The sequence below is a fragment of the Dokdonella aquatica genome (assembly GCF_051987395.1).
Classification (GTDB): Bacteria; Pseudomonadota; Gammaproteobacteria; order Xanthomonadales; family Rhodanobacteraceae; genus Dokdonella.
This window is the reverse complement of record NZ_CP197094.1, coordinates 2042079-2055318: the sequence shown is the minus strand read 5'-3', so window position 1 is coordinate 2055318 and position 13240 is coordinate 2042079. Positions and strand designations below refer to the sequence as shown.

General features: G+C 70.3%; 11 protein-coding genes. 7 read left to right on the top strand and 4 right to left on the bottom strand.

Annotated elements, in window-relative coordinates:
* Positions 1-104: 104 nt before the first annotated feature.
* The 3 genes from ACQQ2N_RS09060 to ACQQ2N_RS09050 all read left to right on the top strand — a co-directional run bounded on the left by ACQQ2N_RS09060 (position 105) and on the right by ACQQ2N_RS09050 (position 2621).
* A complete protein-coding gene (locus tag ACQQ2N_RS09060) occupies positions 105-410 on the top strand; it encodes a hypothetical protein (protein ID WP_440225390.1) in 306 nt (101 codons plus the stop codon).
* 120 nt (positions 411-530) lie between these two features.
* The gene (locus tag ACQQ2N_RS09055) at positions 531-1190 is read left to right on the top strand and encodes a protein-L-isoaspartate O-methyltransferase family protein (RefSeq protein ID WP_440225389.1); all 660 of its coding nucleotides are present in this window, start codon (positions 531-533) and stop codon (positions 1188-1190) included.
* 45 nt (positions 1191-1235) lie between these two features.
* Positions 1236-2621 carry a TolC family outer membrane protein gene (locus tag ACQQ2N_RS09050; RefSeq protein ID WP_440225388.1) on the top strand — a complete coding sequence of 462 codons (1386 nt, stop codon included), beginning with the start codon at positions 1236-1238 and terminating at the stop codon, positions 2619-2621.
* A 22-nt stretch (positions 2622-2643) separates the two neighbouring features.
* On the opposite strand, the gene waaA is transcribed toward ACQQ2N_RS09050, so the two are convergent.
* Entirely contained in the window at positions 2644-3927 is a 1284-nt protein-coding gene (gene waaA / locus ACQQ2N_RS09045) for a lipid IV(A) 3-deoxy-D-manno-octulosonic acid transferase (protein ID WP_440225387.1), read from the bottom strand.
* A gap of 86 nt (positions 3928-4013) precedes the next feature.
* Between waaA and lpxL the strand changes: the two genes are divergently transcribed.
* From lpxL to ACQQ2N_RS09030, 3 genes are read left to right on the top strand one after another with little or no spacing between them, the layout of a single operon-like run.
* Positions 4014-4940, top strand: coding sequence for an LpxL/LpxP family Kdo(2)-lipid IV(A) lauroyl/palmitoleoyl acyltransferase (gene lpxL, locus ACQQ2N_RS09040; RefSeq protein ID WP_440225386.1), 927 nt, complete (start codon positions 4014-4016; stop codon positions 4938-4940).
* A gap of 21 nt (positions 4941-4961) precedes the next feature.
* A complete protein-coding gene (locus ACQQ2N_RS09035) occupies positions 4962-7700 on the top strand; it encodes a DUF2339 domain-containing protein (protein WP_440225385.1) in 2739 nt (912 codons plus the stop codon).
* A complete protein-coding gene (locus ACQQ2N_RS09030) occupies positions 7697-9148 on the top strand; it encodes a DUF3999 family protein (protein ID WP_440225384.1) in 1452 nt (483 codons plus the stop codon). Before ACQQ2N_RS09035 ends, ACQQ2N_RS09030 begins: the two co-directional genes overlap by 4 nt.
* On the opposite strand, the gene ACQQ2N_RS09025 is transcribed toward ACQQ2N_RS09030, so the two are convergent.
* From ACQQ2N_RS09025 to ACQQ2N_RS09015, 3 genes are all read right to left on the bottom strand, one after another.
* The gene (locus ACQQ2N_RS09025) at positions 9145-10407 is read right to left on the bottom strand and encodes an O-antigen ligase family protein (protein ID WP_440225383.1); all 1263 of its coding nucleotides are present in this window, start codon (positions 10405-10407) and stop codon (positions 9145-9147) included. The two genes, ACQQ2N_RS09030 and ACQQ2N_RS09025, sit on opposite strands and share 4 nt — an antisense overlap.
* Positions 10404-11519, bottom strand: a complete 1116-nt coding sequence (locus ACQQ2N_RS09020; RefSeq protein ID WP_440225382.1) for a glycosyltransferase — start codon at positions 11517-11519, stop codon at positions 10404-10406. The genes ACQQ2N_RS09025 and ACQQ2N_RS09020 overlap by 4 nt, the downstream gene beginning before the upstream one ends.
* Before the next feature lie 66 nt (positions 11520-11585).
* Positions 11586-11795, bottom strand: coding sequence for a zinc-finger domain-containing protein (locus ACQQ2N_RS09015; protein WP_440225381.1), 210 nt, complete (start codon positions 11793-11795; stop codon positions 11586-11588).
* Between the two features lie 185 nt (positions 11796-11980).
* On the opposite strand from ACQQ2N_RS09015, the gene ACQQ2N_RS09010 reads away from it, so the two are divergent.
* Positions 11981-13234: a Yip1 family protein gene (locus ACQQ2N_RS09010; protein WP_440225380.1), complete on the top strand. Its 1254-nt coding sequence runs from the start codon at positions 11981-11983 to the stop codon at positions 13232-13234.
* Positions 13235-13240: the final 6 nt, after the last annotated feature.

The following is a 13240-nucleotide window of genomic DNA, read 5'->3' as shown; positions in this document are numbered from 1 at the left end:
CTTCCGGCATCTCCGGTGGGTCGGCGGAAACGACGAGGTGGATGATGGGTGATGCAGCGTTGAATCTGGCCGTACCGGCCCCACACACCGCGACGGACTGGCCGTTGCGTCTGGCCCAGCAGGCGTTCGCGCAGGTCATCGAGGCACCGGCCGCACTGGACCGTTTCGCTGCGTCCGGGCGTCGCCAGGCGGCACGGCAGGCACTGTCCGCGCTGTCCGTGGACGACCGCGGACCGCTCGAACGCTGGCTCGCGCTGCAGCTCGTCACCGCAGCCGCGGAACGTGCGCGCGACGCACTGGCCGCGCTCGCGGGCGTCGACGCGCTGCTGACCGCCGCCGTGCGCGCGCAGCTTGCACGCACGGCAGCCGCGTTCTCGCGCCCCGGTGGCCGCCTGCAGCCCGTGGCGTGACCGCGCGCCGGTGACTTCCGGCACTTCGGTGCGCGAGCCGCCGCCGACGAAGGTTGGTAGGCCGGCACACGTTCCAGCGCTATGCTTTCGCCCCTTTTTTCCAACGATCCTGGAACCGTGATGTCGATGAATCCCGAACTGGCCCGCAACAACATGGTCGAGAACCAGGTGCGCACCTGGGAAGTGCTCGACGCCCGCGTGCTCGAGGTGCTCGGCTCCGTGCGCCGCGAGGATTTCGTCCCCGAGCGCTACCGTGCCACCGCATTCGCCGACATCGAGCTGCCGATCGGCCACGGCGAGTACATGATGAAGCCCGTCATCGAGGGCCGCACGCTGCAGGCGCTGGCGCTCGAATCCGGACAGTCGGTGCTCGAAATCGGCACGGGATCCGGATTCCTGACTGCCTGCCTCGCGCGCCTCGGCGGCCAGGTGACGAGCGTCGAGCAGCATGCCGACCTCGCCGACGCCGCGCGCGCCAGGCTCGCGCATGCCGGCGTCACCAATGCCCGCGTCGACACCGCGGAAGCCCTGCTCGCCTATGAACCCCGCGAGCGTTTCGATGTCGTCGTATTGACTGGCGCGGTGTATGCATTGCCCGACCGCGTGCGCGCCTGGGTCAAGCCCGGCGGGCGCCTCTTCGCGATCAGCGGGGAGTCGCCGGCGATGCAGGCGATGCTCCATACGCGCATCGACGACACGCGCTGGCAGTCCGAGAGCCTGTTCGAAACCGATATTCCCTACCTGGGCAACGCGACGCCGCCACGACGCTTCTCGCTCTGACGCGACGCTGCCCCGGAACCCGCTTCTTCTCCGAGGATGATCCCGATGACCCGCACCCGCTCCCTGCCCTTCGCGCTGGCCCTGGCCATCGCGGGCGGCGCCCCGCTCGCGCACGCCGACGACCTCGTGCAGATCTACCACGAAGCCCGCGCGTCGGACCCGCAGCTCGCCGGTGCCGAGTCGACCAAGTACGCGACCGACGAGAACGTCGACCAGGCACGTGCAGCGCTGCTGCCGCAGATCGGCGCGAGCCTCTCCTACGACCGCACGCGCGGCAACAGCAGCGGCGCGCAGTTCGTCAACAATGCGGACGGCAGCCAGAGCCTCGTCAACGTGAGCAGTTCGAGCACGGACTACAAGCGCACACTGAGCGGCAACCTGCAGCAGAGCATCCTCGACATCAGCCGCTGGACCACGCTCAAGTCCGCGCGCGCGAGCGCGCAGGCCGGTGATTCGACCTACGAGGCCGCCCAGCAGGACCTCTTCATCCGCGTGTCGACGGCCTATTTCGCCGTGCTCACCGCGCAGGACGCGCTCAAGTTCGCGCAGGCCAACGAGAGCGCGCTGAACCGCCAGATGGAGCAGGCCCAGCAGCGCTTCGAGGTCGGCCTGTCGGCGATCACGGACGTCAACGACGCCAAGGCCCAGCACGACACCGCCGTGGCCAACGTGATCAGCGCGCAGAACACGCTCGACGACAACCGCGAGGCACTGCGCCAGCTCACCGGCAAGGAGCCGGGAGATCTCAAGAAGCTGCGCCAGAAGCTCCCGCTCGACAAGCCGACGCCCGAGAACCCCGAGGAGTGGGTCGGCGTGGCGACGCGCGAGAATCCGGCGCTGCAGTCCTACGCCTACCAGCTCGACGCCGCCAACGCGAACGTCAACACGGCGCGCGCCGGCCACCTGCCGACCCTCAACGGCCAGGTGCTGTACTCGAAGACGCCGACCTGGGGCGACTCGACGTCGTCGCGCGTTCCCGGCGAGTTCCACACCAACGGGGAGAGCTGGGGCACCACGATCGGTGTTTCGCTGACGGTGCCGATCTTCTCGGGCGGCGCGACCCAGTCGCGCGTGCGCCAGTCGATCCACCAGCGCGACTTCGCGCAGGACCAGCTCGAACTGCAGCGTCGCCTCGTCGAGCGCAGCACGCGCAACAACTACCGCGCGGTGATCGCGGGTGCGAGCCAGGTCGAGGCGACCGGCCAGGCCGTCGTGTCGGCACAGAGCTCGCTCGATGCGACGCAGGCCGGTTACGAAGTCGGCACGCGCACGATCGTCGACGTGCTGATCAGCCAGCAGCAGCTGCTGCAGGCACAGAGCAGCAACTCGCAGGCGCGTCACAACTTCGTGCTGAGCGGCCTGCTGCTCAAGCAGTCGGCCGGCGTGATCCAGGTCAGCGACCTCGAAGCCGTCAACGCGCTGCTGGAGTGATCCCTCCCGCTCCCGCGCTCCTTCACGGGCGCGCGGGAGCACCGTCGAGCATCGTCCCGACGATCTGCAGCGTGCGCTGCACCGCGCCGCGCTCGCGCATGACCACGCTGCGCGCGGCCTCGCCCATCGCGATGCGCTCGGCATCGTTGGCGAGCAGTTTCACGACGACCGCAGCGAGGCCGTCCGCGTCTTCCACGCGCACGGCGGCACCGGCCTCGACGAGGCCCTCGGTCACCTCCTCGGCATTGAACATGTGCGGACCGACCACGACCGGCATGCCGAGCGCGGCCGGCTCGAGCAGGTTGTGCCCGCCGATCGGCTCGAGGCTGCCGCCGACGAAGGCGAGATCCGACGCGGCGTAGAAGTCGAGCAGCTCGCCCATCGTGTCGACCACGAAGCACTGGCAGTGCTCGTCGGCGTTGCCGTCCTCGCTGCGCGTTCGCGTCGTGAAGCCGAGCGAACGGCAGGCCGACGCGACCGGCTTGAAGCGCTCGGGATGACGCGGAACGATGACGAGCAGCGCATCGGGAAAGCGCTGCAGGATCGTCGTGTGCGCCTTGAGCACGGGCAGTTCCTCGCCCTCGTGCGTGCTCGCGGCGATCCACACGGGCCGCTTGCCACCCCAACTGTCGCGCAGGCGCGCACCGATGACGGGCAGGCCTTCGGGCAGCTCGATGTCGAACTTGAGGTTGCCCACCACCGACAGGCGGGACACCGCGGCACCGAGCGCGCGCAGGCGCTCGGCATCGATCGGCGACTGCGCCGCGACGTAGTTCGCGCAGCGGATCGCACGCCGTGCGAGCGCGCGCACGGGCCCGTAACCGCGCAGGCTGCGCTCGGAAAGGCGCGCGTTGGCGACGAGGATCGGGATGCCACGCTCGCGGCACGTGATGAACAGGTTCGGCCAGATCTCGGTCTCGAGGATCACCGCGAAGCGCGGATCGACGCGGTCGAAGAAGCGGCGCACCGAGGCCGGCAGGTCGTACGGCAGGTAGACGTGGAACACGCGATCGCCGAACAGCTTGCGCACGCGCTCCGACCCGGTCGGCGTCATCGTCGTGACGACGAACGGCGCGTACGGGTACTCGCGCATGAGCGCCTCGATCAGCGGCGCGGCTGCGTTGACCTCGCCCATCGACACCGCGTGCACCCAGATGCTGCGACGGATGCCGGGATCGGGGAAGAACGCGAAGCGCTCGCGCCAGCGCGAGAAATAGCCGCGCTGGCGCAGTCCTCGCGCCGCGAGCCGGTACAGGATCACCGGCGTCAGCAGGTACATGGTCAACGTGTAGAGGAATCGCAGCATCGCAACGCGCGGGCCGGGCAGGACGCAGCAGTATACGACCCGCCCGCGCGTAGGCAGATCGGCCCCACGCCGCCATAATCGTGGCGATGACCCGCGACCTGCCTCCGTTCCGTGCCGCCTTTCTCGCACCGCGCCACTGGCCGGCGTGGTTCGGTGCAGGGCTGATCTGGCTGCTCGCGCGCGTTCCGTACCGGGCGCTGATGCGCATCGGCGGCATGTTCGGAGCGGTCGCGGCGCGCGCGATGCGATCGCGCAAGCGCATCGCGGCGCGCAACCTCGCGCTGTGCTTCCCTGACCTGTCCGATGCCGAACGTGCCGAGCTGCTCGACGCCAACCTGCGCGACAGCGGGCGCATGCTCGTGGAGTTCGCACTCGCGTGGATGGGTTCGCGGCGCGCGATCCTGCGCGTGCCGGTCACGATCGAAGGCCTCGAGCATCTCGAGGCGGCCCACGCGGACGGACGTGGCGTGCTGCTGACCGGCGCGCATTTCTCGCACCTCGAGCTCGCCGGCCGGCTGCTCGTCGAACACGCCGGCGTCGCGCTCGCGGGCATGTACCGCGTGCACGGCGACGCCGCGTTCGAATGGGTGATCCGTCGTGCCCGCGCGCGCTATGCGGCGACGATGTTCCGCAAGGACGAGTTGCGCGCCTGCGTGCGCTGGATGCGCGACGGCGGGCGCGTCTGGTACGCACCCGACCAGGACATGCGCGGCAAGGACGCGGTGTTCGTGCCGTTCTTCGGCGTCGCCGCGTCGACGATCACGGCCACGCACCACCTCGCCCGCCTGTCCGGCGCGGCCGTCGTGCCGTTCTTCCACCGGCGCCTGCCCGGCGGCGGTTACGCGCTGCGCCTCGAGGCGCCGCTCGAGGATTTCCCCGGCGACGACGTGGCCGTCGACACGGCGCGCGTCAATGCCGCGATCGAGCGCATGGTCCGCGAGGCACCTGCGCAGTACCTTTGGATCCACCAGCGCTTCAAGACGCGGCCGGCGGGCGAGGCGCCGGTCACCTGATCATCGGCAAGGAGGGGAAAGATGACCTTCGTGTGGATCGTCGTCGGCATGATCGCCGGCGGCATGTTCGCGGGAACGTTCGGCAGCGACGGCTGGATCGCCGTCGCCTGCGGTGCGCTGTTCGGCTGGTTGCTCGCGCGCCAGCGTGACCTCGGCCAGCGTCTCGACACCGCGGAATCGCGCGTCGAGAGCCTGCAGCGGCTCGTCGTCGTGCGCGAAGGTGCGCGCGTATCCGGCGCAGGCCTGACAACCGGTACCGTCGTCGACGACCCGGTCGCCGCACCGGCGCCTCCGCCCGTGTTCGCGGACACCGGCGCGCCCGTGGCGATACCACCCCCTCCTCCGGTGCCGGACCCCACGCTCGCACCTGCGCCGCCTCCGGTTCCGCCACGCGTCGCGCCGTTGCCTGCACGCCCGTTGCCGCCGCTCCCTCCCTCCGAACCGCCCCAACCCGATCTCGTCGAGCGCGCGATCGATGCGATCAAACGCTGGTTCACGGAAGGCAACGTACCGGTCAAGGTCGGCATGCTCGTGCTGTTCGCGGGCGTCGCTGCGCTGCTCAAGTACGCCGCCGACGAAGGCTGGTTCACGATGCCGATCGAGTTCCGGCTCGCCGGCGTCGCGCTCGCCTCGATCGCCGCGCTCGCGTTCGGCTGGAGCCAGCGCGAGAAGCGGCGCGCGTTCGCGCTGAGCCTGCAGGGCGGCGCGATCGGCCTGCTCATGCTCGTCGTGTTCGCGGCGTTCCGCCTGTACGGCCTGCTGCCACCGTTCGCGGCGTTCGCGCTGCTCGTGATCCTCGTCGCCGGCATCGGCATGCTCGCCGTGCTGCAGGACGCCGTCGCGCTGGCCGTGCTCGGCATCCTCGCCGGCTTCGCCGCGCCGATCCTGATCTCGACCGGCAGCGGCAACCACGTCGCGCTGTTCTCGTACTACGCGCTGCTCAACGTCGGCATCTTCGCGATCGCCTGGGTGCGGCCTTGGCGCGCACTCAACCTGCTCGGCTTCTTCTTCACCTACGCGATCGGGACCGCCTGGGGCGTGCTGCGCTACAGCCCCGAGCTCGCGCCGACGACGCAGCCGTTCCTCGTGCTGTTCTTCGTGCTCTACGTCGCGATCCCGATCCTCTACGCCTGGCGTCGCAGCGCGTCCGCTCGCGACGCGATCGACGGCACGCTCGTGTTCGGCAATCCGCTGTTCGCCTTCGCGCTGCAGGCGGCCCTGCTGGACGGCGAGCGCATGCCGCTCGCGGCCTGCGCGCTCGGCCTCGGCGTGTTCTACGTCGCGCTCGCGCGCGTCGTGATCGCGCGCGCGCGCGTGCTCGGCGAATCGTTCGCGATCCTCGCACTCGGCTTCGGGACGCTGGCGGTACCGCTCGCGCTGTCGGCGCGCGCGACCGCGAGCGTGTTCGCGCTCGAAGGCGCGGCACTCGTGTGGCTCGGCCTGCGCCAGCAACGCCGCCTGCCGCAGTGGATCGGCATCGGCCTGCAGCTGCTCGCAGCAGCGGCCTTCGTGATCGGTTCGACCGGCGCACGCGACGACACGCTCGTGTTCCTCAACGGCACCTTCGCGGGCGCGTTGCTGATCGCCGCCGCCGCGCTCGCCAGCGCATGGCTGTTCAAGCGCGCGCAGAAGCCGATCGGCTGGGCCCTCGTGCTTTACCTGTGGGGTCTTGCGTGGTGGATGGCGGCGGTCGCCGGCGACATCGAACGCTTCGTGCCGCGCGAATGGCAGATGGCGGCGATGCTCGCCCTCGTCGCATTCACGGCGTGGACGCTCGGCGAAGCGACGCGCCGGCTGCCCGACGTCGCGCTGCCGTGGACGATCGCGGTGCTGCACGGCTTCGCTCTCGTGCTCGGCATCGCGATCGGCGTCGACGTGCAGCCGTTCGCGGGCTGGAACCTCGCCGCGCTGGCCGCCTACGCCGTGCTCGGCGCCCGCTCGCTCGCCTGCGTGCGGACCCAGGTCCGCGAACCGGTCGCGTTCGCGCACCTCGTGTGGCTGTGGACATGGACCGCGATCGCGGCACTCGCGCTCGCGCGCTTCGCACGCGACGCCACGCTCGGCTCGGGCTGGGTCACGGCGGCCGCATGGCTGCCGCTGATCGCGGCGTTCCTGCTCGTGCTGCGTGCGCCGCGACTCGTCGGCATACCGCTCGTCGCGCGCCTGCACGAGTACCGCGCGGCGATCCTCGCGACCCAGGCCGGCGCGCTCGCGCTGCTGCTCGCGGGCAGCGTGTTCAACGCCGGTGCGAGCACGCCACTCGCCTTCATCCCGCTGCTCAATCCGCTCGAGCTAGCCCAACTCGTCGCGCTCACTGCACTCGTCCTGTGGATCCACGACGACGATGCGCCGGCGACGTTCCGCGAGCACCGCGCGATGCTGCTCGGCGTGGCCGGCTTCGTGCTCGTCACCTCGGCCACGCTGCGCGGCGTGCACCATCTCGCCGGCATCGGCTGGACCGACGGCCTGCTCACCGCGAGCGTGTCGCAGATGAGCCTGTCGGTGGTCTGGAGCGTGCTCGGTGTCGCGGGCTGGGTGATCGGCTCGCGCCGCGGCAGCCGCCCGCTATGGATCGCGGCGGCCGTCCTGATGGGCATCGTGCTGCTCAAGCTGCTGCTGATCGATCGCCAGCACCTCGGCAACCTGTTCGGCATCGCCTCGTTCATCGCCTACGGCCTGCTCTGCACGCTGATCGGCTACCTCGCACCGGCACCGCCGCGCGAACACGACGTCGAACCCGCAGTGGAGCCGTCGCCATGAAGACGATCGCCACGCTGGCGCTGTCCCTCACGGCCACCGCCTTGCACGCGACGGGCGTCGACGACTTCGCCGTGACCCTGCCCCTCGACGCGGACGCCGCGCGCTCCGCGGCGTGGCAGGTCGAACTTGGCGACGCGGTGCACGCATGGTCGATCGACGAGCAGCTGCGCGACGTCTTCGTCTTCAATGCTGACGGCCATGCCGTACCGGCGATGGCATGGTCTCCCTCGCCGCGGTGGCCGAGCCATTCGACGTTCGCGGGGGCGCCACTGCTTGCGTTGCCGCCCGCGCCTGCCGGGAAGCCTGCGCGTGACCTCGCCGTCGTCGTCGAGCGCGACGCCGAAGGCAGGCTGCGCAGTTTCGAGGCTCGCGACGTCGTCTGGTCAACGGCGACGGTCCCGAAGCGCGGATGGTCGACGCCTCGCACGGAGCCGGCGCCGCCTCCCGTCGAAGCCCCTGCCCCACCGTCCGGGTCGCGCGAATGGCTCGTCGATCTCGCAGCATTCAAGCACGGGGTCAACGGCCTCGTACTCGCCTGGCACGCGCCGACCGACGGTGTCGTCGCGCGCTTCGCGGTCGAGGCCAGCGACGACCTGCAGCAGTGGCGGAGCATGCGCAACGATGCCACCATCGTCGTGCTCCGCGAGGGGGACGTACGGATCGAACACCGCACGATTCCGTTCGAGCGCGTGCAGGCGACCTACCTGCGGCTGCGCCGCCTCGACGCGGGCCCCGTCCTCGAGTCGCTCAGCGTCGAGGTCAGCCTGCCGCCTCGCGGCGCAGTGCCCCCTGTCCTGCACTGGATTCCCGCGCAGCCCGCCGCGCTTGCCGCAGCCTCGCGCCATGTCGACTACACGCTGGTGGGCGGCGTGCCGATCGAAGCCATGCGCGTGGGTTTCGCCCAGGACAACGCTTTCGCGGATTTCACCTTGTCGACTCAGGCCACGCGCACCGGCATCGATGCCCCATGGCAACCACGCAAGCGCTTCGTCGCCTATCGCCTGCGCATCGACGATGTCGCGGTCGACAGCGGCGAGATCCCGGTAGGGCCCCTGCCACGTACCGCACGCCTGAGACTCGAAGCGACTTCGGCGGTCGCGGCAGCTCCGACACTCGAGGTCGGCTATCGCCCTGCCTACCTGGTGTTCCTCGCCGAAGGCCCTGCGCCTTACCGGCTTGCCGTCGGCAGCGTCCGCGAAAAGCGCAACGATGCCGCGCTCGAGGCCGTGCTCGCGACGCTGCGCGCCCGTTCCGGTGCGGACTGGCAACCGCCCCTCGCGGCAGCCGGTGCCGTCGTCGAAGCCGCCGGCAAGCGCGCACTCGAAGCCGCCCCGGTCGACGACGGCAGTGCGCGCAAGCTCGCGCTGTGGATCGTGCTGGTGGCGGGCGCGGCGCTCGTGGCCGGACTTTCGTTGTCGCTGCTGCGCTCGGCGCGGCGCAAGGACTAGGTGTCGCGCACGTCGCGGTCGCCGAGCGCCGCGACGAAGAGCGCGAGCAGCCACCAGAACAGCAGGCCCCACCATGCGGAGTAGAACGCGAGGTGGGTGTTGAGCGGGAACGTCATCGCGACGAGGGCGAGGCCCGGAGCGAACGCGCGACCGCGCGCGGCGCGATCGGCGCGCCTCCATGCGCGCACGGCGATCACGACGCCGGCGATCCAGAACGCGAGGCCGACGAGGCCGGTCTCGCTGAGCACTTCGAGCACGATCTGGTGCGCATGGTAGGCACCGACTTCGGCGCCCTCCCAGGCGAAACGGTCGCCCTCGCGCGCGTACTCGAGGTAGGCGTGGCGGTAGCCGCGTGCACCGACGCCGGTCAACGGATTCTGCGCGATCATCGTCGCCGAGGTGCGCCAGATGCTGATGCGTCCCGCGGACGCTTCGTCCAGCGACTGCTCGGTACCCTGCAAGGCCTGCAGGCTCTTGTCGATGCGCGCCTCGAAGCCCGTGTCCGCATGCCACGCCCCGACCACGGCGAAGACCGCCGCGACGAGCGCACCGGCGACGAACGGCAGGAAGCGCTTGAGACTGCGCGTCTCGCGCCACGCGAACACGACGACGACGAGCGCGAAGCACAACCATGCCGCGCGCGAACCCGACAACAGCACGGGCACGAGCATCGCGGCGAACGCGCCGAGCAGGCCGAGTCGCCCGCCGAGGCTGCGCGCGACGACGAACACGAACGGCGACAGCACGGCGAGCACGGGACCGAGCTTGAGGTTGTCGGCGCCGAAGATGCCCGACAGCCGCTCGACCTCGGGCGCACCTCCGAGGCTGTAGCCGAAGATCCACTGGACCCATGCATCGACGAGCCAGAGGCCGACCACGGCCGCCGTCGCGAGCAGCATCGGCGGCGAGGTCGACGGCTTGCGCATCGTCCACGCGACGAACCACGCGAACGGCAGGAAGCGCAGTGTCGACGCGGCCGTGCTCCAGGTCTTGCCGGGGTCGACCGCAGCGATGCCCGATGCGACCACCGGCAACCAGTAGCACGCGAACAGCAGTGTCGCGAGGCGCGCCGCGCCATCGCGCATCGACGCCGCGAGCACGCCGCGCGCGAGCAGGACGAGGCCGGCGATCGCACCGACGAGGATCGGCAGCTCGGACGTGCGCCCCACCGGCAAAAGCACGAGCACGGCAAGCACGACGACGAGCGCCGCTCGTTCGGCGCGCGTCGACGCGGCCGCCTCGACCGCGGATGCACTCACGCGCCGGCGACCTGCTCGTACAGCGCGAGCGTGTTGGCCTTCATGTCGGCGAGGCGATAACGCGTCAGCGGCGCGATCGCGGGCGCGGCACGCAGCAGTTCCGCCGCGCGCTCGGTCAGCCGCGCACGATCGCCGGGCGGCACGCGGCCCGCCGGGTAGAGGTCGGTCAGCAGCTCGTCGACGCCGCCGTGCGCGTAGCCAAGCACGGGGCGGCACAGCGACAGGGCTTCGATGACGGTGCGGCCGAACGATTCGGGCGGATTGCTGAGCTGCAACACCAGTGTCGACACCGCGAGCACGTCGGCGACGTCGGCCCGCGGTGCGCTCATGGCGAGGCGATCGGCCACGCCGCGCGAACGCGCCAGCGCCTCGAGTTCGGCCACGTAGGCCTCGCGCCCCGGCTCGATCACGCCGAGCAGCAGCAGGCGCACGTCGACGCCGCGCGCGCCGAGGTCGGCGAGCAGTTCGATCGCGTCGGCGTGGCCCTTGAGCCGCGTGCCACGCCCGGGCAGCGTCATCAGCGGAGCCCCTGCGAGCTGCGGGAAGTCGGCGAAGAAACGCGTGCGCCAGTCGTCGTCGGGCTGATGCCCGAACGGGAACTCCCGCACGTCGACGCCGCGCGGGATCAGTACGAGGCGCGCGGGATCGGTATCGGGGTAGTGCCGCAGGATGTGGTCGCGGACCATGTTGGACACGCAGATGACGCGCTCGCCGCGCGCCATGATGCTGCTGTACCAGCCCGGCGAATTGAGGCCGTGGGCCGTGGTGATGAAATGCGGCCGGGGTGCCGGCATCCCGCGCAGCGCGCGCCACGCGAGCCAGGCCGGCAGGCGCGAGCGCACGTGCACGACATCGGCACCCAGTTCGGTGAAGCATGCGCGCAGGCGCGGCACGAGGGCGAGGCTCCACAGCGACTTGCGCCCGACGGGAAGCTCGATGTGTTCACTGCCAGCCGCCACGAGCGGCGCAACGAGTGCACCACCGCCCGAGATCACCACCGAACGGTGGCCCGCGGCCACGAGCGCCTCGCCGACCTCGAGCGTCGAGCGCTCGGCGCCGCCCGCGCGCAGGGCGGGGAGGATCTGGACGACGGTGAGTCGGCGCTGCGTCAAATTCGTACCCTGCGCGAACGATCCTGACGATGGCGGCGCCCGCGGCGCCGGCCCCTGGAGACGGCTTCAGGCTTCCAGCACGTACTCGGCGCCGCAGTACGGGCACTTGGCGTGGCCGCCTTGCTGTTCGATCGGCAGATACACCTTCGGGTGCGAATTCCACAGCGACATCGCGGGCATCGGGCAGCTCAGCGGCAAGTCCGCGGGCGTGACCCGGTAGCGGTTTTCCGCATTGGCGGGCACGCGGGCTTCCGCGGCCGGGTTGCGAAGCGACATGCGCTGGGTTCCGGAAGGGGTACGGCCTGCAAGTCTAGCAGCATGGAATGTGCCAAGGGGATCACACTGCAGGCGTCGACCGGGTCGCCGGCGGGCCGCGATCCGGGCGACACTCCATTGCCACCGGAACGGCCTAGAATCGATGGCCGTTGCGCCCACACCACCTGAGAGGGGAACCCCGGACCATGGATTTCGCCAAGCTTCTCGCGCGCGTACAGAACATCCTGCTCAAGCCCAAGACCGAATGGCCGGTCATCGCGGCCGAACCGGAGACGGTCGCCAGGCTCTACACGAACTACATCCTGATCCTCGCGGCGATCCCGGCCGTATTCAATTTCCTCAAGGGCAGCCTGATCGGCACGACCGTGTTCGGCGTGACGGTGCGCACCCCGATCGTGAGCGGCATCATCGGCGCGATCCTCGGCTACGTGCTGACCCTCGGCGTGGTCTACCTCGTCGGCATCATCATCAACGCGCTCGCACCGAACTTCGGCGGCCAGAAGGATCCGATCCAGGCGCTCAAGACCTCGGCCTACGCCTACACGGCCGGCTGGGTCGCCAGCATCGCGGTGATCGTGCCGTTCATCGGCTGGCTGATCGTGCTCGCCGGCACGTTCTACGGCTTCTACCTCATGTACCTCGGCCTGCCGCACACGATGCGCGCCGCGCCCGAGAAGTCGGTGCTCTACACGGTCGTCGTCGCCGTCATCGGCTTCATCCTCTCGCTCATCATCGGCCTCGTCCTCGCCGGCATCACGGCGGCAGGCATGGGCGGTGCGGCGATGATCCAGCAGACCGGCAGCACGATCACGATCGAGCAGGACAGTCCGCTGGCCAAGGTCGAGGCCTTCAACCAGCGCATGGAAGCGCAGGCCCGCAAGCTCGAGGCGGCACAGCGCACCGGCGATGCCGATGCGCAAGCCGCCGCGGCGGGCCAGATGCTCGGCGCGATGCTCGGTGGCGGTGACAGCGTGGAGGCGCTGTCACCCGACGCGATCAAGCCTTTCCTTCCGGAAAGGCTCGACGGCTTCAAGCGCTCGGCGGTTTCCGCCGAGCGTACCGGCGCGATGGGCGTGCAGGTCAGCACCGGTCGCGCGAGCTACGAGGACGGCAACGGAAGCCGCCTCGAGCTCGAGATCACCGACATGGGCACGGCCAAGGGCATCATGGCGCTGGCCGGGTTCGCCAACATCGAGTCGGAGAGCGAGACCGACACGGGCTACGAGAAGACCTACAAGGCTGCGGGTCGCCTCGTCCACGAGAAGTGGGACAACGCCGGTCACCACGGCGAATTCGGCATCGTGCTGGGCGACCGCTTCGCGGTGAAGCTCACGGGTTACGGCGATGCACTCGATGCGGGACGCCTCAAGGCCGCACTGACCTCGATCGACCTCGCCGGGCTCGAATCGCTCAAGAACAAGGGCGTCAAGCGCGGTTGATCCACC